Annotated in this window: 21 protein-coding genes and 1 other annotated feature; of the genes, 6 read left to right on the top strand and 15 right to left on the bottom strand. The window is 53.0% G+C overall.

The features are described 5' to 3' along the window. Positions 1 to 58 precede the first annotated feature (58 nt). The 10 genes from ihfA to ACMYSN_RS00330 all read right to left on the bottom strand — a co-directional run bounded on the left by ihfA (position 59) and on the right by ACMYSN_RS00330 (position 9,077). The gene (gene ihfA / locus ACMYSN_RS00375; RefSeq protein WP_004851790.1) at positions 59 to 358 is read right to left on the bottom strand and encodes an integration host factor subunit alpha; all 300 of its coding nucleotides are present in this window, start codon (positions 356 to 358) and stop codon (positions 59 to 61) included. 4 nt (positions 359 to 362) lie between these two features. Then, positions 363 to 2,750, bottom strand: coding sequence for a phenylalanine--tRNA ligase subunit beta (gene pheT / locus ACMYSN_RS00370; RefSeq protein ID WP_462496574.1), 2,388 nt, complete (start codon positions 2,748 to 2,750; stop codon positions 363 to 365). A gap of 15 nt (positions 2,751 to 2,765) precedes the next feature. Beyond that, positions 2,766 to 3,749: a phenylalanine--tRNA ligase subunit alpha gene (pheS, locus tag ACMYSN_RS00365; protein ID WP_032687130.1), complete on the bottom strand. Its 984-nt coding sequence runs from the start codon at positions 3,747 to 3,749 to the stop codon at positions 2,766 to 2,768. Positions 3,750 to 3,917: 168 nt separating this feature from the next. Beyond that, positions 3,918 to 4,043 (bottom strand) — a sequence feature (Phe leader region). Then, entirely contained in the window at positions 3,994 to 4,038 is a 45-nt protein-coding gene (gene pheM, locus ACMYSN_RS00360) for a pheST operon leader peptide PheM (RefSeq protein WP_001386830.1), read from the bottom strand. (Overlaps the previous feature by 45 nt.) Before the next feature lie 145 nt (positions 4,044 to 4,188). Continuing rightward, positions 4,189 to 4,545 carry a 50S ribosomal protein L20 gene (gene rplT / locus ACMYSN_RS00355; protein WP_004102963.1) on the bottom strand — a complete coding sequence of 119 codons (357 nt, stop codon included), beginning with the start codon at positions 4,543 to 4,545 and terminating at the stop codon, positions 4,189 to 4,191. Positions 4,546 to 4,595: 50 nt separating this feature from the next. Then, complete coding sequence (gene rpmI, locus ACMYSN_RS00350) at positions 4,596 to 4,793, bottom strand: 50S ribosomal protein L35 (protein ID WP_001124225.1); 198 nt, start codon at positions 4,791 to 4,793, stop codon at positions 4,596 to 4,598. Positions 4,794 to 4,889: 96 nt separating this feature from the next. Further along, entirely contained in the window at positions 4,890 to 5,432 is a 543-nt protein-coding gene (infC, locus tag ACMYSN_RS00345) for a translation initiation factor IF-3 (protein WP_123754723.1), read from the bottom strand. A 3-nt stretch (positions 5,433 to 5,435) separates the two neighbouring features. Then, positions 5,436 to 7,364 (bottom strand): threonine--tRNA ligase, encoded by a 1,929-nt coding sequence (gene thrS, locus ACMYSN_RS00340; protein WP_462496573.1) that lies wholly within the window; start codon positions 7,362 to 7,364, stop codon positions 5,436 to 5,438. Positions 7,365 to 7,802: 438 nt separating this feature from the next. Beyond that, the gene (locus ACMYSN_RS00335) at positions 7,803 to 8,036 is read right to left on the bottom strand and encodes a YdgH/BhsA/McbA family protein (protein ID WP_123754725.1); all 234 of its coding nucleotides are present in this window, start codon (positions 8,034 to 8,036) and stop codon (positions 7,803 to 7,805) included. Positions 8,037 to 8,318: 282 nt separating this feature from the next. After that, positions 8,319 to 9,077, bottom strand: a complete 759-nt coding sequence (locus ACMYSN_RS00330) for a DUF481 domain-containing protein (protein WP_462496572.1) — start codon at positions 9,075 to 9,077, stop codon at positions 8,319 to 8,321. A 422-nt stretch (positions 9,078 to 9,499) separates the two neighbouring features. Between ACMYSN_RS00330 and pfkB the strand changes: the two genes are divergently transcribed. The 3 genes from pfkB (at position 9,500) to ACMYSN_RS00315 (ending at position 11,784) form a co-directional block, all read left to right on the top strand. Further along, complete coding sequence (pfkB, locus tag ACMYSN_RS00325) at positions 9,500 to 10,432, top strand: 6-phosphofructokinase II (protein WP_462496571.1); 933 nt, start codon at positions 9,500 to 9,502, stop codon at positions 10,430 to 10,432. An 89-nt stretch (positions 10,433 to 10,521) separates the two neighbouring features. After that, complete coding sequence (gene ghoS, locus ACMYSN_RS00320; RefSeq protein WP_462496570.1) at positions 10,522 to 10,806, top strand: type V toxin-antitoxin system endoribonuclease GhoS family antitoxin; 285 nt, start codon at positions 10,522 to 10,524, stop codon at positions 10,804 to 10,806. A gap of 105 nt (positions 10,807 to 10,911) precedes the next feature. Continuing rightward, positions 10,912 to 11,784: a fructosamine kinase family protein gene (locus ACMYSN_RS00315; RefSeq protein ID WP_462496569.1), complete on the top strand. Its 873-nt coding sequence runs from the start codon at positions 10,912 to 10,914 to the stop codon at positions 11,782 to 11,784. A 32-nt stretch (positions 11,785 to 11,816) separates the two neighbouring features. On the opposite strand, the gene tonB is transcribed toward ACMYSN_RS00315, so the two are convergent. After that, positions 11,817 to 12,545, bottom strand: coding sequence for an energy transducer TonB (gene tonB, locus ACMYSN_RS00310; RefSeq protein WP_462498170.1), 729 nt, complete (start codon positions 12,543 to 12,545; stop codon positions 11,817 to 11,819). Between the two features lie 220 nt (positions 12,546 to 12,765). Between tonB and ACMYSN_RS00305 the strand changes: the two genes are divergently transcribed. Continuing rightward, complete coding sequence (locus ACMYSN_RS00305) at positions 12,766 to 13,062, top strand: YciI family protein (protein ID WP_123754731.1); 297 nt, start codon at positions 12,766 to 12,768, stop codon at positions 13,060 to 13,062. A gap of 65 nt (positions 13,063 to 13,127) precedes the next feature. On the opposite strand, the gene ACMYSN_RS00300 is transcribed toward ACMYSN_RS00305, so the two are convergent. Then, positions 13,128 to 13,301: a YciY family protein gene (locus ACMYSN_RS00300; protein WP_123754732.1), complete on the bottom strand. Its 174-nt coding sequence runs from the start codon at positions 13,299 to 13,301 to the stop codon at positions 13,128 to 13,130. A 144-nt stretch (positions 13,302 to 13,445) separates the two neighbouring features. On the opposite strand from ACMYSN_RS00300, the gene cls reads away from it, so the two are divergent. Both cls and ACMYSN_RS00290 read left to right on the top strand, forming a co-directional pair. Beyond that, entirely contained in the window at positions 13,446 to 14,906 is a 1,461-nt protein-coding gene (gene cls / locus ACMYSN_RS00295; protein ID WP_462496568.1) for a cardiolipin synthase, read from the top strand. A 34-nt stretch (positions 14,907 to 14,940) separates the two neighbouring features. Next, the gene (locus tag ACMYSN_RS00290; protein WP_123754734.1) at positions 14,941 to 15,270 is read left to right on the top strand and encodes an HI1450 family dsDNA-mimic protein; all 330 of its coding nucleotides are present in this window, start codon (positions 14,941 to 14,943) and stop codon (positions 15,268 to 15,270) included. A gap of 77 nt (positions 15,271 to 15,347) precedes the next feature. Here the strand turns inward: ACMYSN_RS00290 and ACMYSN_RS00285 are convergent, their stop codons facing one another. From ACMYSN_RS00285 to oppD, 3 genes are read right to left on the bottom strand one after another with little or no spacing between them, the layout of a single operon-like run. Continuing rightward, positions 15,348 to 16,184 (bottom strand): ion transporter, encoded by an 837-nt coding sequence (locus ACMYSN_RS00285; RefSeq protein WP_462496567.1) that lies wholly within the window; start codon positions 16,182 to 16,184, stop codon positions 15,348 to 15,350. Between the two features lie 47 nt (positions 16,185 to 16,231). Further along, positions 16,232 to 17,236, bottom strand: a complete 1,005-nt coding sequence (oppF, locus tag ACMYSN_RS00280; protein WP_154145086.1) for a murein tripeptide/oligopeptide ABC transporter ATP-binding protein OppF — start codon at positions 17,234 to 17,236, stop codon at positions 16,232 to 16,234. After that, complete coding sequence (gene oppD, locus ACMYSN_RS00275) at positions 17,233 to 18,246, bottom strand: ABC transporter ATP-binding protein (RefSeq protein WP_123754737.1); 1,014 nt, start codon at positions 18,244 to 18,246, stop codon at positions 17,233 to 17,235. Before oppD ends, oppF begins: the two co-directional genes overlap by 4 nt. Between the last annotated feature and the right edge of the window lie 3 nt (positions 18,247 to 18,249).

Genomic DNA, 18,249 nt, shown 5'->3' with positions numbered 1-18,249 from the left:
AATAGAAAAAAATGCCAAAGAAAAAGGCCGCAGAAGCGGCCTTTTTAGTTAGTTCAGATTATTTTTCTCTGGGCGAAGCGTTTTCGACACGGCTTTTCAGTTTCTGACCTGGTCTGAAGGTCACCACACGCCGGGCTGTAATGGGAATATCTTCCCCCGTTTTCGGGTTACGACCCGGGCGTTGGTTTTTATCCCGCAAATCGAAGTTGCCGAACCCGGAGAGTTTAACCTGTTCTCCGTTTTCCAAAGCACGACGCACCTCTTCGAAAAACAACTCTACCAGTTCTTTGGCATCCCGCTTGCTAAGCCCAAGCTTATCAAACAGATATTCTGACATTTCAGCTTTTGTAAGCGCCATAGGTTCAATCCCTCAATGATGCCTGGAATCGCTCTTTTAATGCCTCTACACATTTGGCGACGGTAGCGGCAATCTCCTCTTCTTCGAGTGTACGGCTGGTATCCTGAAGGATTAGGCTAATCGCAAGGCTTTTACTGCCTTCCGCCACACCTTTACCGCGGTACACGTCAAATAAGTTTACGCCAACTACCTGATTTACGCCAACTTTCTTACACTCGGTCAAAACATCAGCTGCAGGTACATTTTCAGCTACTACAACAGCGATATCGCGGCGGTTCGCCGGGAAACGTGAAATCTCGCGCGCCTGAGGCACCACGCGGTCTGCGAGCTTGTTCCACTCCAGTTCGAAGGCTAAAGTGCGGCCGTTCAAATCCAGTTTACGTTCCAGCTCCGGGTGAACAACCCCAATGAAACCAATACGTTCACCTTTCAGATAAATCGCTGCTGACTGGCCCGGATGCAGGGCGCTGTGCGTTTCTGCACGGAACTCGATGTCGGCTAATTTACCGGTCAGGTCCAGAACGGATTCCAGATCGCCTTTTAAATCATAGAAATCGACGGTCTCTTTTGCCAGATTCCAGTGCTCATCATTGCGGTTACCGCAAATAACACCGCCCAGCATCACGTCCTGGCGAATCCCCAGCGGCGCTTGAGTATCAGGTACGAAGCGTAAACCGCTCTCAAAGATACGCACACGGCTTTGCTGACGGTTCTGGTTATACACTACCGTACCCAGCAGGCCGGTCAGCAGCGACAGGCGCATGGCCGACATTTCGCTGGAGATCGGGCTTGGCAGAATCAGCGCCTCTTCACCCGCGTGAACCAGCTGCTGTACTTTCGGGTCAACGAAGCTGTAGGTAATCACTTCCTGATAGCCTTTGTCGTTGAGCATCGTTTTTACACGTTTCAGCGACAGATTGGCTTCGCGGTGGGTGCCCATAATCAGCCCCGCCTGCACCGGCTGATCGGGAATATTGTTATAGCCGTAAACGCGGGCAACTTCTTCCACCAGATCTTCTTCGATTTCCATATCGAAACGCCAGCTCGGTGCCACCGCCTGCCATTCGCCGTTACCTGCCGTCACTTCACAGCCCAGACGGGTAAGGATATCGCTGACCTGCGCATCATCAATATGATGGCCAATCAGACGATCGAGTTTGCTACGGCGCAGCGTGATGGTTGCTGCCTTCGGCAAGGTCGCTTCGTTGGTCACGTCGATGATCGGGCCGGCTTCGCCGCCGCAGATGTCGATCAGCAGACGGGTTGCACGTTCCATCGCTTTATACTGCAGCGCGGAATCAACACCACGCTCATAGCGATGAGAGGCGTCGGTGTGCAGGCCGTGACGACGTGCGCGACCGGTGATTGACAGCGGGCTGAAGAAAGCACACTCCAGCAGCACGTTCTGGGTTTCATCATTGACGCCAGAGTGTTCGCCACCAAAGATGCCGCCCATTGCCAGCGCTTTGTGATGGTCGGCAATCACCAGGGTGTCGGTATCGAGTTTGGCTTCACTGCCATCCAGCAGAACCAGCTTCTCGCCCTCTTTCGCCATACGCACGACGATGCCGCCGTCAATACGGTCGCAGTCGAACGCGTGCATCGGCTGGCCCAGCTCAAGCAGCACATAGTTGGTCACGTCAACGACCGCATCGATCGACCGAATGCCGCAGCGACGCAGCTTCTCTTTCATCCACAGCGGCGTCGGCGCTTTGACGTTGATGCCTTTGACCACACGGCCCAGGTAGCGCGGACAGGCGTCCGGCGCTTCAACGCTGATAGGCAGCGTATCGGCAATGGTCGCCGCGACCGGTGCGATTTCCGGCGCGTTCAGCGGAGATTTGTTCAGCACGGCCACATCACGGGCCACGCCGATGATACCTAAGCAGTCAGCGCGGTTCGGCGTGACGCTAATTTCGATGGTGTTATCGTCCAGCTTCAGGTATTCACGGATATCGGTGCCAATCGGCGCATCCGCCGGCAGTTCGATAATACCGCTATGATCGTCGGAAACACCGAGCTCGGAGAACGAGCACAGCATCCCTTCAGACGGCTCGCCACGCAGTTTAGCCGCTTTAATTTTGAAGTCGCCCGGCAGTACGGCACCGATGGTCGCTACCGCAACTTTCAGACCCTGACGGCAGTTTGGCGCGCCGCAGACGATGTCCAGCAGACGTTCGCCACCGACGTTGACTTTGGTTACCCGCAGTTTGTCAGCGTTCGGGTGCTGGCCGCACTCAACCACTTCACCAACCACGACGCCATTAAACGTCCCCGCCACCGGCTCAACGCCGTCAACTTCCAGGCCAGCCATGGTGATCTGGTTCGCCAGCGCTTCGCTGTCGATCGCCGGGTTCACCCACTCGCGTAACCACAGTTCACTGAATTTCATTATTCTGTCCTGCCCTTATTTAAACTGTTTGAGGAAACGCAAATCGTTTTCGAAGAACGCACGTAAATCGGTCACGCCGTAGCGCAGCATCGTCAGACGCTCCATCCCCATCCCGAATGCGAAGCCGGAATAGACTTCCGGGTCAATGCCGACATTACGCAGGACGTTCGGGTGCACCATGCCGCAGCCAAGCACTTCCAGCCACTTACCGTTTTTACCCATAACGTCAACTTCCGCGGACGGTTCGGTGAACGGGAAGTAGGACGGACGGAAACGAATCTGCAGATCTTCTTCAAAGAAGTTATTCAGGAAGTCATGCAGCGTCCCTTTCAGGTTGGTGAAGTTGATGTTGGTATCAACAATCAGGCCTTCCATCTGGTGGAACATTGGGGTGTGGGTCTGGTCGTAGTCGTTACGATAGACGCGGCCCGGGGCAATGATACGGATCGGCGGCTGCTGGTTTTCCATGGTGCGGATCTGCACGCCAGAGGTCTGGGTACGCAGCAGACGTGTGGCATCAAACCAGAAGGTGTCGTGATCGGCACGAGCCGGGTGGTGACCCGGGATATTCAGCGCATCAAAGTTGTGGTAATCATCTTCGATTTCCGGACCGGTCGCCACGGTAAAGCCCAGCTCACCGAAGAAGTTCTCGATACGGTCGATGGTGCGGGTTACCGGATGCAAGCCACCGTTTTCAATACGGCGCCCCGGTAAAGAGACGTCGATGGTCTCAGCGGCGAGGCGGGCGTTCAACGCGGCGCCTTCCAGGTCAGCTTTACGCGCGTTAAGCGCCTGCTGAACCTGCTCTTTCGCTTCATTGATGACCGCACCAGCGGCCGGACGCTCTTCTGGCGGCAGCTCACGCAGGGTGGTCATCTGAAGGGTCAGATGCCCTTTCTTACCCAGGTATTCCACGCGGACGTTGTCCAGCGCGGCAACATCTGATGCCTCATTAATGGCTGCCTTCGCACTGGCAACCAGCTCTGCGAGATGTGACATGGTTTTCCTCATTATGTCGGTGCAGACACCGGTTATGGTCATTATGTTGTTCTGACTATTTCGAGTTACAGGCAGCGCCGCGCATCACGTGGCAAAAAGATCTCTGTCGTCGCAGGCGCAAACTCACTAACGCCCCTGCAGCTTGAAATAGCATGAACGGGTTCATATACGAAAAAAGCCTCCACAGTGGGAGGCTTTCTGGCGCTGTTTTCCGTTTCATCTTTCACGCGCTAGCCTCCTGGATTCAGGTGCTAAAGTAAAAAAAGAAGCGGAAAATAGCAGCATTCATGCTTGCATTACCTTGTCAGGAACTAAACGTAAGAGCTGTATTGAAAAGCTTACAGCAATAAAAGTCAATCTTCTGATAGGGTTATGCCCGAAATAATTCTAAGACGGGCATAAACAAAAAGAGGGAGACAAGCTCCCTCTTTCAACTGGCTTATGCCAGAGCTGCTTTCGCTTTTTCGACCAGCGCGGTGAACGCTAATTTGTCGAATACTGCGATGTCAGCCAGGATCTTACGGTCGATTTCAACAGAGGCTTTTTTCAGGCCGTTGATGAATTTGCTGTAAGAAATACCGTTCTGACGTGCTGCTGCGTTGATACGCGCAATCCACAGTTGACGGAACTGACGCTTTTTCTGACGACGGTCACGATAAGCGTACTGACCAGCTTTGATAACAGCCTGGAAGGCAACGCGGTATACGCGAGAACGCGCACCGTAGTAGCCTTTAGCTTGTTTCAAAATTTTCTTGTGACGTGCACGGGCAACTACACCACGTTTTACGCGAGCCATATGTGCTCTCCTGTATCTATTCTAATTAAAAAGTTAAAAGGGTTAACGACTTATGCGTACGGCAGGCACGCGATTACCAGGCCCAGATCGCCTTTGGAAACCATGGCTTTCGGACGCAGGTGACGTTTACGCTTGGTAGCTTTTTTGGTCAGAATGTGACGCAGGTTAGCGTGCTTGTGCTTAAAACCACCTTTACCGGTTTTTTTGAAGCGCTTAGCAGCACCGCGTACGGTCTTAATTTTTGGCATTTTAATAACTTCCACTTCGCATTGTTAATAAACGAAACGTAGGCGAGCAACAACTGCGGAACCTAAAGGCTCCACAGACATTGCTACTTGAAGGCCTTACTGTTTCTTCTTAGGAGCGAGCACCATGATCATCTGGCGGCCTTCGATCTTCGTTGGGAAGGATTCGACTACTGCCAGTTCACTCAGATCGTCACGGACGCGCGTAAGCACTTCCATACCGATCTGTTGGTGGGCCATCTCACGACCGCGGAAACGCAGCGTGATCTTGGCCTTATCGCCATCTTCCAGAAAGCGAATCAGGCTGCGGAGTTTTACCTGATAGTCGCCATCATCGGTACCAGGTCGGAATTTGATTTCCTTAACCTGGATAACTTTTTGCTTCTTCTTCTGTTCCTTAGAAGACTTACTCTTTTCATAAAGGAACTTGCCGTAGTCCATAATACGACAAACTGGCGGTTCGGCGTTAGGGCTGATTTCAACTAAATCTACTCCGGCCTCTTCAGCCTTTTCGATAGCTTCTCTCAGACTCACAATACCCAGCTGCTCACCTTCCAGACCTGTTAAGCGAACTTCCAGGGCGCGAATCTCGCCATTGATACGATTCGGACGTGCCGTTTGAACTCGTTTTCCGCCTTTAATACCTTATTCCTCCAGTTGTTGAAGACTGCGGCTGCGAATCTCTTGTTGCAGCTTTTCGATCACTTCGTTTACGTCCATGCTGCCGAGGTCTTTACCACGACGGGTACGCACCGCAACTTTGCCGGCTTCGACTTCTTTGTCGCCACAGACCAGCATATACGGGACACGACGTAAAGTGTGCTCGCGGATTTTAAAGCCAATCTTCTCATTTCTCAAGTCCGCTTTTACCCGAATACCCGCATTTTGTAGTTTACGGGTCAATTCGTTAACGTATTCAGACTGAGAATCAGTAATATTCATCACTACAACCTGCACCGGCGCAAGCCAGGTTGGGAAGAAGCCGGCGAACTCTTCGGTCAGGATGCCAATGAAGCGCTCCAGTGAACCAAGAATGGCACGGTGAATCATTACCGGGACCTGACGCTCGTTACTTTCGCCAACATAAGAGGCGCTTAAACGCTGCGGCAGGGAGAAGTCCAGCTGCACAGTACCGCACTGCCATGCACGATCGAGGCAGTCATACAATGTAAATTCAATTTTCGGACCGTAGAACGCGCCTTCACCCAGTTGATATTCAAACGGGATATTGTTTTCTTCCAGCGCGACTGCCAGATCCGCCTCAGCACGATCCCAGGTCTCGTCACTACCGATACGTTTTTCCGGACGAGTTGAGAGTTTGACGACGATTTTCTCGAAGCCAAAAGTGCTGTACATATCGTAGACCATACGAATACAAGCGTTAACTTCATCACGTACCTGATCTTCAGTACAGAAGATGTGTGCATCATCCTGTGTGAAGCCACGTACGCGCATCAGGCCATGCAGTGCACCCGACGGCTCGTTTCGATGGCAGCTACCGAATTCTGCCATACGCAACGGCAGATCGCGGTACGATTTCAGACCCTGGTTAAAGATCTGTACGTGACCCGGGCAGTTCATCGGCTTGATGCAGTATTCACGGTTCTCAGAAGAGGTAGTGAACATCGCATCTTTGTAGTTGTCCCAGTGCCCGGTTTTTTCCCACAGCACGCGGTCCATCATGAACGGGCCTTTCACTTCCTGATACTGGTACTCTTTCAGTTTAGAACGTACGAAAGTTTCCAGTTCGCGGAAGATAGTCCAGCCGTCATTATGCCAGAACACCATTCCCGGCGCTTCTTCCTGCATATGATACAGGTCGAGTTGCTTACCGATCTTACGGTGGTCACGCTTAGATGCTTCTTCCAGACGCAGCAGATGCGCGTTAAGCGCTTTTTTATCGGCCCATGCGGTGCCGTAAATACGCTGCAGCATCTTGTTGTTGCTATCGCCACGCCAGTACGCGCCTGCGGTTTTCATCAGTTTGAAGTGATGACAGAAACGCATGTTCGGTACGTGCGGCCCACGGCACATATCGACATATTCTTCGTGATGGTACAAGCCAGGCTTGTCATCATGGGCGATGTTTTCATCAAGAATTGAAATCTTATAGGTTTCGCCACGCTTGACGAAGGTTTCACGCGCTTCGTGCCAGCTGACTTTCTTCTTGATGACGTCGTAGTTCTTTTCGGCGAGCTCATGCATACGTTTTTCGAGCGCGTCGATATCTTCCTGGGTCAGCGTATGGTCGAGGTCGACATCATAATAGAAGCCGTTGTCGATAACCGGGCCGATGGCCATTTTGGTATTGGGCCACAGTTGCTTAATGGCATGACCTAACAGATGCGCGCAGGAGTGACGAATGATCTCCAGCCCATCTTCATCTTTAGCGGTGATGATAGAGAGGGTTGCATCGTTTTCGATAGGGTCGCAGGCATCAACCAGCTCACCATTAACACGTCCGGCGATAGTCGCTTTCGCGAGGCCTGGACCAATATCCAGAGCAACATCCAGCGGGCTGACTGCGTGGTCAAAATGGCGTTGGCTGCCATCAGGAAGCGTAATTACAGGCATTTCATGTCCTTATTTGCAGTGGTGCCCCGCACGAAAGAGCACATACAAAACAATATAATCATAATTATCAACAAGTTGTAGCACAGCTCCCGCTTCACTCTGCGAAATATGAGGACGCCCGTTTACCGAACCGTTCCCACCTGTAGCCGCCTGCTGATAACACCGACCTTTAGTCTACACATCATTTCTGCGGGTTAAAAGTCTGAACAAGATAAATGGTTGCAATGATTGATAAAACAAGGGGGGTGGATAAAAAACGATGGGGTAATTCGTCAGGGGATAAACCATGAAACCGCGCTGCCGTCATTAAAATAATCAGGCGTAGAATACAGGAGAAAACATAAATGACTTGGGAGTAAAACTCGGGAAATAAACCGGTACATCTTTACCCGGCTTTATATTTCCTGAATTTAATATACGCGATGTACAGGCGAAATATCAGGACCACTCACCGGCAACAAGAGTATGCACATTAAAAGCATCATCCATAGTGTGGCCGGTTGATTGTGAACCGGGAGCAATATTAGAACCCGCTTCGACATCCGTCGCTTTGGCAATGCCAATTTGTGTATGTTCGGTAGCGCCTGACGGTGGGACCTGATCGGCGGCGAATGCGCCAAACGACAGGGTGCACAGCACGGCAGCCGCCATTGCGATTTTGCTATTTTTCATGATGGTGGTTCTCTTATTTACTTAAGGTTTTTCGGCAAAGCGTTCGTCTCTGTCGATAAACCACAGTATAGATCCAGATCACAACTTTGTCCGAGCCAATATTTAGCTATTTGTGTCAAATTAACGTAAAACATGTCAGAAGGCGTGTCGAATTAAGCAATTGTGAAGGAAATATGGAGGCTATTTTCTTTTTATAAAAAACAAAACTGAAGACCAAAAATAATAATGTCACTTATTGCTAATTTCAAAACAATCAGGCCGGATTTACCGGCCTGAAATATATTACATTTTATAACCTAGCGACAGCGTGGTGCGACGATCGGTGTGCTCTGGCGCCGATGCCGGCGGCTCGGAGTTCCAGGTCAGATTGTAGGCAACACGCAGTGCGAAATGCGCATTGATTGCGACGTTTAATGCGCTTTCCGAGTTCAGCGTCGTGTCCTGCGCGCCAAAGACCGATACACCCTGAGTGAACTTGGTGTTATCCGTCATCTGCCAGGCCCAGGTGCCGGACGCATAGCCCAGCGGCTGGGTATCGTTGTCGCCATCGGTAAACTCGTCATAACGTACACCAGGACCGAATTCAAAACGCAGACTGTGGACCGGGCCGTTGAGGATCTGGCGACCGTAACCGGCGGTTAATACATCGCGCTGCTGATAACCGTTATAGCGATCGGTCAACCAGCTGGCCTGACCAAAGACATAGTTGCTGTCGGTCAGGTTGTAACGGCTACGACCACCCACCGCATACTTCTCGGAAGAGCGCTGGTCGTTCGACGAGGTGTTGCTGGCATTACCCCACAGCGACCATGCCGTGGTGCTGCCGTACCAGGTGAGTGTTGAATCCGCAGTCATTGAAGAACTTTTCGTATTTCCGGACTGCGCCAGATAACCGGCGTTAACAGCACCTTCGAAAGGTTTTTTGGCAGTGGAAGGGTCATCCATAACAGTAAAAACGGAATCATCGGCCAGTGCGTGCATAGACGCAAAGAGCCCCCCCGCCAGCAATGCCGCTGCGGGTACTGTCATCAAAAGCTTCATTTAATTTAGAGTCCGTACAACATAAAGAGAGACCCGTCGGGTCCCGGAAACTTTCGCAAGGATCGCTATACGCGTCATCCTTCAGGCTACTTCTTTGCTGGCGCCGCTAAGACTTCCTCTATCACAGCATGTGCTGTGCTCCCGGAGGTAAATCTTTCCTTGCCGCCTCGACGCATCTTGAATGATTTTTTGTATCTTGCAGGTCCAATGAAAGGCAGAGAATTATAAAAAAGCACGATTAACATAGCAATCAATTACTATTTCATTTTTTGAATAAGACAGCTCTCAGAACAATCATTATTTCATAATGATAAAAATAAATAGCGCTTTACAAAACACCACCTGCCACCGCTTCCCCTTCCAGACAAGAAGTGCCATGCTTAAAACCACAGCAGCTAAATTCGTATCATGGAGGAATCTGGATGACCAAAATCTATACGCTTACGCTGGCCCCTTCGCTCGACAGCGCCACGCTGACCCCGCAAATCTATCCTGAAGGTAAACTTCGTTGCAGCGCGCCGGTTTTCGAACCCGGCGGCGGCGGCATTAATGTCGCGCGCGCCATCACCTTCCTTGGCGGTACGGCCACGGCGATTTATCCGGCCGGTGGCGCCACCGGGGAACACCTCACCGCCCTGCTGGAAAGTGAACATGTTCCGGTGGACACCATCGACGCTCAGGACTGGACACGGCAAAACCTGCATGTGCACGTCAGCACCAGTGGCGAGCAATACCGTTTTGTCATGCCAGGGGCCGCCTTAACGGCAGAAGAATTCCAGCGGCTGGAAGAAAAAGTGCTGGCTATCGAACCGGGTTCGTTGCTGGTCGTCAGCGGCAGTCTTCCGCCGGGCATTAGCGTTGATGACCTGACCCAACTGGTCAAAAACGCGCAGCAGCACGGACTACGCTGCATTATTGACAGCTCCGGCGACGCGCTGGCGGCGGCATTGACCGTCGGCAATATCGAGCTGGTGAAACCCAACCAAAAAGAGCTCAGTGCTCTGGTCCAGCGCGATCTCAGCCAGCCGGATGATGTGCGTCAGGCCGCGGAAGAGTTAATCCATTCGGGCAAAGCACGCCGGGTGGTAGTTTCTCTCGGTCCCCAGGGGGCGCTGGGCGTTGATGCCAACGGTAGTGTTCATGTCGTACCGCCGCCGATGAAAAGTCAAAGCACCGTCGGTGCCGGTGACAGCATGGTCGGCGCCATGACCCTGCGTTTGGCTAAAAATGCCAGTCTGGAAGACATGGTCCGCTTCGGCGTCTCCGCCGGCAGCGCCGCCACCATCAACCAGGGCACCCGGCTGTGCTCGCTGGAAAACACGCAAAAAATCTACCGCTACCTCTGCGGTCGCTAATTCCCCTTCCCTCTGCTCGCGCAGAGGGAGTCGCCAAATCATCATCTTGGTCTATGCTAAAAATTTCATGGTTTACAACAGGGTGAAAAATGAGCACAGAAATTGTTACTCACGTCGCAACGGTTAACTTTCAGGAAGAGACGCTAACCGAAATTAACGAACTCAGTAATCACCTCACCCGTGCAGGATTCACTCTCGTGCTCAATGATGAGAACGGCAAGGTTCATGAGCTGGGTACTAACACCTTCGGCATGATCTCAGCGCAGACGACGGATGAAGTCAAAGCGTTGTGTGCCGGACTGGCGGAAACCGCGCTCGGTCGTCCCGTTGACGTCACGGTCACCACATTTGATGCGTGGTTGAAAGCTCAATAAGTGCGATTAGCGCAGCGGAAAGCACCAGTTGTGCGTTAGTTCGAATTTTACACCGGGGTTATGAGCTAACCTTATGAAATGGTGGAAAACAAGGGGAGAGACAGCATGTGGCAAGCTATCAGTAATTTGTTAAGCGACTGGCACACTGAAGCAGCTGAAATCGAACTGCGCAATGAACTACCCGGTGGTGAGATTCACGCAGCCTGGCACCTGCGTTTCGGTGGGCGAGATTACTTTGTCAAATGTGATGAACGTGAGTTGCTGCCTATCTTTACCGCTGAAGCTGACCAGCTGGAGCTGTTGTCGCGCAGTAACACCGTTAGCGTCCCGCAGGTTTATGCCGTCGGCAGCGATCGCGATTACAGCTTTGTGGTGATGGAGTATCTGCCCCCTCGCCCGCTGGATGCGCACAACGCCTTTTTACTCGGGCAGCAAATTGCGCACCTGCATCAGTGGAGCGATCAGCCGCAGTTCGGGCTGGATTTTGATAACGATCTTTCCACCACGCCGCAGCCCAACGCCTGGCAACGCCGCTGGTCGACGTTTTTTGCCGAACAGCGCATCGGCTGGCAGCTGGAACTGGCTGCCGAAAAAGGGCTCAACTTCGGCGACATCGATACGATTGTCGATCATGTGCAACAGCGCCTCAGCAATCACCAGCCTCAACCGTCGCTGCTGCACGGCGATCTCTGGTCCGGTAACTGCGCGCTTGGGCCAAACGGCCCCTACATCTTCGACCCCGCCTGCTACTGGGGTGACAGAGAGTGCGACCTTGCCATGCTGCCGCTGCACCCGGAACAGCCGCCGCAGATCTACGACGGCTATCAGTCGGTTTCGCCGCTACCTTCCGGGTTCCTCGACCGCCAGCCGGTGTATCAGCTTTACACACTGTTGAACCGGGCGATTTTGTTCGGCGGGCAGCACCTGGTGGTGGTGCAAAAAGCGCTGGATGACGTGCTACTGGAAAAGGCCCCATAGGGGCCTTATTACGGTTACTGATTACTGTGCGGTTAGCTGATTTCCACACCTTTCAGGCGGAATTTGATGGTCATCGTCACGCCGGAGCCCGGCTTACCTACTTCATAACGCCATTTACGCAGCGCGTTTTTGACTTCACGTTCAAACATATTCGCCGGCTGTGCGGAGAGAATGACCACGTTATCAATCCGCCCGTCTGGCGTCACATCGAATTTAACGCGAACTGAACCTTCAATACGCAGCGCCTGGGCGCGTGCCGGGTATGCGGGTTGGTTGCGGCTCAATGCTCTCGGGCCACTCGGCGTCGTCAGCGTTGGCTTCGCGTTCGCCGTGGCGGTGCTCGGCTGGGTACGCGCCGGTGCGGTATTCGTCGATTCAAACGGTGAGACCGCCTTCGGTTCCGCCGGCTTCACTTCGCGCTTCGGCTGCTCAACTTTTTTCTCAGGTTTTGGCTTCGGCTTCGGTTTTGGCTTCGGCTCAGGCTTATGGATAACCACCGGCGCTTCTTTCGGCGGCTCCGGCTCCGGCACCACTTCCGGTTCAGGCTCTGGCTCGACGACAGGTTCAGCCACCGGCTGCACTGCCTGAGGCGGTTCGAGATCCGCTGGCGCGACCATGGTTATCTCGATGGGCTGAGAGGGCGATGGCCTTTCAATAACCTGATGTACCGAGGTGTAAAGCAGCCCGGCTACAACGGCACCGTGGATAACCACAGACAGCAGCGTCGGCCACGGGAAGCGGCGAGGTAAATCAAGGGTCATTGCGCTCATAGTCGTTTCTGTTGAAAAATGATGGTCTGATTTTAAATGCAAATAGCAATCATATTCAATAAGCCGTGTTATCTGGCATCAATATTTGCCTCATTTTGTGGAAAAAAAACGTTGAGGCCAGACATTTTCGTGCTGACTCGCATCTTTGCATTGCAGTCAACGGTGGATTCACTTAACGTGATTCGCCAATTTATTGATAAGGAGCCTTGCCGTGCTTTACGTTATCTACGCTGAAGACATCGCCGATTCTCTGGAAAAACGCATGTCGGTTCGCCCTGCCCATCTGGCACGTTTACAATTATTACGTGATGAAGGTCGTCTGCTGACCGCCGGCCCAATGCCGGCAGTTGACAGTAATGAACCTGGCGCGGCTGGCTTTACCGGTTCAACGGTCATTGCAGAGTTTGAATCGCTGGAAGTGGCAAAAGCATGGGCAAATGATGACCCTTATAACGCCGCTGGGGTATATCAGAACGTGTCAGTAAAACCTTATAAGCAGGTTTTCTGAGACCGGTTGGGCGCTTAAAGAACAGAGGCACCGTAAACGGTGCCTTTCTTATCGGTACTCAGCTATCAGTAATCAGTGAAGACAAACAGCAGGGAGCCACGTTGTCGTTTCACCAACTCCTTTCTGATAGAAAGGATGCGCATGTTGCGGCGCGATTGGGCCTCCAGCCAGCGGGACTTACGGCGACTCACCTGTCTTAGCATACGCCAGCGCCCTACTTCCGTTCTACTACGCTTCATTGCTACTACTCTACAAGTGAAAAACAGTCCACATTATAAACCTATGAATCTGGCAGACCAACGCTTTCGCTGTGTTTTTATTTGCCAGATGCATGTTGATGCGTAAACTCATGACATAGAGTAATTCAAAAGGATTTTTCATCTATGACAACCTTTTACACGGTAGTGAACTGGCTGGTCATTCTTGGTTACTGGCTACTCATCGCCGGTGTAACGTTACGCATATTGATGAAACGGCGCGCCGTTCCCTCCGCAATGGCGTGGTTACTCATTATCTATATTCTGCCGCTGGTCGGGATTATCGCCTATCTCTCCTTCGGCGAACTGCATCTGGGCAAACGCCGGGCAGAACGAGCCCGGGCGATGTGGCCTTCTACCGCCAAATGGCTTAACGACCTTAAAGCCTGCAAACATATCTTTGCCGATGATAACAGCCCGGTTGCGGAATCCTTGTTCCAGCTCTGCGAGCGCCGTCAAGGGATTGCCGGTGTTAAAGGTAACCAGCTCCAGCTGCTGACGGAGTCGGATGATGTAATGCAGGCGCTGATACGCGATATCCAGTTGGCCCGGCACAACATCGAGATGGTGTTTTACATCTGGCAGCCTGGTGGAATGGCCGATAACGTTGCCGAATCGCTGATGGCCGCAGCACGACGCGGCGTTCATTGCCGCCTGATGCTGGATTCGGCCGGGAGCGTCGCCTTCTTCCGCAGTCCGTGGGCGGCGATGATGCGCAACGCCGGAATTGAAGTTGTCGAAGCGCTGAAGGTCAATCTGATGCGTGTGTTTCTGCGCCGCATGGACCTGCGCCAGCACCGCAAAATGGTCATGATTGATAACTATATTGCCTATACCGGCAGTATGAACATGGTCGATCCGCGTTTCTTTAAACAGGATTCCGGTGTGGGTCAGTGGATTGATTTGATGGCGCGTATGGAAGGCCCGGTCGCCACCTCAATGGGCATTGTCTACTCCTGCGACTGGGAAATTGAGACCGGCAAGCGCATTCTTCCGCCACCGCCGGACCTCAATATCATGCCCTTTGAAGAGGCCAGCGGCCATACTATCCACACTATCGCCTCGGGCCCGGGCTTCCCGGAGGACCTGATTCATCAGGCATTGCTGACCGCCGCCTATTCCGCCAAAGAACACCTGATCATGACCACGCCGTACTTCGTGCCCAGCGACGATCTGCTGCATGCGATCTGTACGGCAGCGCAGCGCGGGGTCGACGTCAGCATTATCCTGCCGCGGAAGAATGATTCACTGCTGGTCGGCTGGGCCAGCCGGGCCTTCTTTACCGAACTGCTGGCCGCCGGGGTAAAAATTTATCAGTTCGAAGGTGGCCTGCTGCATACTAAGAGTGTCCTGGTTGACGGCGAGCTTAGCCTGGTCGGTACGGTGAACCTCGATATGCGTAGCCTGTGGCTTAATTTCGAAATCACCCTGGTGATTGATGACGTCGGATTCGGCGGCGATCTGGCGGCCGTTCAGGATGATTATATTTCCCGTTCGCGCCTGCTGGATGCGAAGCTGTGGTTAAAACGTCCGCTGTGGCAACGGATCGCTGAGCGACTGTTTTACTTCTTCAGTCCGTTGCTGTAAAACGTGCCAATCAGATGTTTAACGGGTAGCAATCATGGATATGGATTTAAACAATCGCCTGACCGAAGACGAAACGCTTGAACAAGCGTATGACATCTTCCTGGAGCTGGCTGTCGACAACCTCGATCCGGCGGATGTCATTCTGTTCAACCTGCAGTTTGAAGAGCGCGGCGGTGCCGAGCTGTTTGACCCTGCGGCGGACTGGGAAGAGCATGTCGATTACGACCTGAACCCGGACTTCTTCGCCGAAGTGGTGATTGGCCTTGCCGATACCGATGGTGGCGAAATTAATGATATCTTCGCGCGCATTCTGCTGTGCCGTGAAAAAGATCATAAGCTGTGCCATATCCTGTGGCGTGAATAAGCGCCCTGCTCGCCGCAACAGCTAAAAAAATGGCAGCCGCTCATCAGACCGGCTGCCATTTTATTTTCACTCTCCCGTCACTCCGGCAGTTCACTCCCGCAGGCATTGCAATAGCGTGCATTTTTATCATGCGCCGTGTGCTGACAGCTGGAGCACGTCCGACGAGCACGACGCTCCTGCAACGAGCTGGTCATATGGGTGGTAATCAGCCCCGTCGGGATCGCAATAATCGAGTAGCCGATTAAGATTAGGATCGACGCCAGCACCCTTCCCATTGGGGTATGCGGGGTGATATCCCCATAGCCTACCGTTGTGATGGTGACGATTGCCCAGTACACCGACGCATTTAAGGTGGTGAAACCATATTCCGGGCCTTCAATCAGGTACATCAGCGATCCGAAAATCACCATCACGATCGCAATAAATGAATAGAACAGGATTAACTGATGGCGGGCGCTGACGACGGCCACCCAGAAAATATTCAGTGACGGCATAAACCGCAGCAGTTTGAGAATACGCAAACAGCGGATCGCCCGCATCGCTCGCCAGGCAAAAACATAATTAAGGCTCATTTCCGGCCACATCCACATGACATAGAGCGGCAGAATCGTGGCGAGATCGATGATACCCCAAAAGCTAAAAATATAGCTCAGTGGTTTCGGCCAGGTGGCAATACGCAGGATATATTCCAGGGTAAAAACGACGGTAACAAAAATCTCAAGCCAGACAAAAATATGCCATTCATCAAAGGTCAGATGATATTGCGTGCCAAGACCAGACTCGACAAATATCACCAGCACGCTGAGCAGCGCAAACATGCCGCACAGGGCTTCAAAGCGGCGCCCGGAGCGTCGGGATTGATCGAAGAGTAAATGATACAGCCGCTGGCGGGCGGAATAAGCATGGACGGCCACGTTAACCTCTCAAAAAATAAGGGGCTGACCTACGTCAGCCCCTGAGATTATAACGGGTCTACCTTCAGACAGGAAACCGCATGACGGAAGCTGCCCTCCAGCACCGGTCGTGTTTTCGCACACTCCGGCCCGGCAATAGGACAGCGGGTACGGAACACGCATCCCGATGGCGGGTTAATCGGCGAGGGTAGCTCGCCCTCCAGCAGCTGGATGGTTTTATTCTTTTCCAGATCCGGGTCCGGAACCGGTACCGCGGACATCAGAGCCTTGGTATAAGGGTGCAGCGGATTATGGTACACCTCATCATAGGTGCCCAGCTCCACCGCGTGCCCGAGATACATCACCAGGACGCGATCGGAAATGTGCTTCACCACCGCCAGGTCATGGGCGATAAAAATCAGCGACAGGCCCATTTCCCGTTGTAGCTGCTGCAGCAGGTTGACTACCTGCGCCTGAATCGACACGTCCAGCGCCGATACCGGCTCATCACAGATAATCAGCTTCGGTTCCAGGATCAGCGCGCGGGCAATACCAATACGCTGGCACTGGCCGCCGGAGAACTCGTGCGGATAGCGGTTGATCAGGTTGGGTAACAGCCCCACCTTCATCATCATCGCTTTAACCTTGTCACGCACTTCCTGACGCGTCATTTTCGGATGATAGGTGCGCAGCGGCTCAGCAATAATCTCACCGATCGTCATACGCGGGTTCAGCGAGGCCAGTGGATCCTGGAAAATCATCTGGATATCGCTGCGCACCGCACGCCACTCTTCCTGTTTCATGCCGAGCAAATCTTTGCCAAGCCAGGCCACTTTGCCATCGGTCGCTTTCACCAGGCCAATAATCGCCCGCGCAAAAGTCGATTTACCGCAGCCGGACTCGCCAACGACGCCCAGGGTTTCACCTTCGTACAGACGCAACGTGACGCCATCGACCGCTTTCAACGTTTTGGCCGGCTGCCAGAACCACTGTTTCCCGTCCTTGATATCGAAATGGACTTTCAGGTCGGCGATTTCGAGCAAGACTTTTCTTTGTTCGGTAACGGCATTCATAGCAGATCCCCTACTGGTTGAAAGCAGGCGCGCAGGCGGCCCGGTGCAAACTCCTCCAGCGGTGGAGCACTATGGCAAATTTCCATCGCATGCGGGCAGCGCGGCTGGAACGGACAGCCTTTTGGCAGACGCAGCAGGTTGGGCGGGTTGCCCGGAATGGTCAGCAGCGACTCGCCTTCGGCATCCAGGCGCGGCACCGCGTTCAGCAGGCCAATCGAGTACGGATGCGAAGGATGATAAAACACATCGCGCGCCATCCCATATTCCATGGTGCGTCCGGCGTACATCACCAGCACTTTGTCACAGATCCCGGCAACCACACCGAGATCGTGAGTAATCATGATGATCGCAGTATTGAACTCGCGCTTGAGCTCATTCAGCAGGGTCATGATCTGCGCCTGAACGGTCACATCCAGCGCGGTAGTCGGTTCATCGGCAATCAGCAGTTTTGGCCGACACAGCAACGCCATGGCAATCATCACGCGTTGACGCATCCCGCCGGAAAACTCGTGCGGGTACATTTTCATGCGCTTGCGCGCTTCCGGCATTTTGACCGCATCGAGCATCTTCACCGACTCTTCAAACGCTTCGGCTTTGCCCATACCTTTATGCAGCATCAACACTTCCATCAGCTGCTCACCCACCCGCATGTAAGGGTTCAGGGAGGTCATCGGGTCCTGGAAGATCATTGAAATTTGTTCGGCACGCAGCTTATTCAGCTCATGTTCCGGCAAATTAAGGATCTGGCGGCCGTTAAATAACGCCGAGCCGCCGATATTGCCGTTAGAGGCCAGCAGGCCCATCAAGGCAAATGCGGTCTGCGATTTACCGGAGCCCGATTCACCGACGATGCCCAGAGTTTCCCCGGCACGCAGGTTAAAATTGAGGTCATTGACCGCCGTAACATCGCCATCCGGTGTCTTAAAGGTCACGCGGAGATCTTTTACATCCAGCAGCAGGCCAGATTGTTGCTGCGCCTGCGGCGCTTTTGCCGTTTCAATTATGCTCATGAC

The organism is Klebsiella sp. R445, from assembly GCF_051131755.1.
GTDB classification, from domain to species: domain Bacteria; phylum Pseudomonadota; class Gammaproteobacteria; order Enterobacterales; family Enterobacteriaceae; genus Klebsiella; species Klebsiella lignicola.
This window is presented reverse-complemented; position numbering and strand designations above follow the sequence as displayed.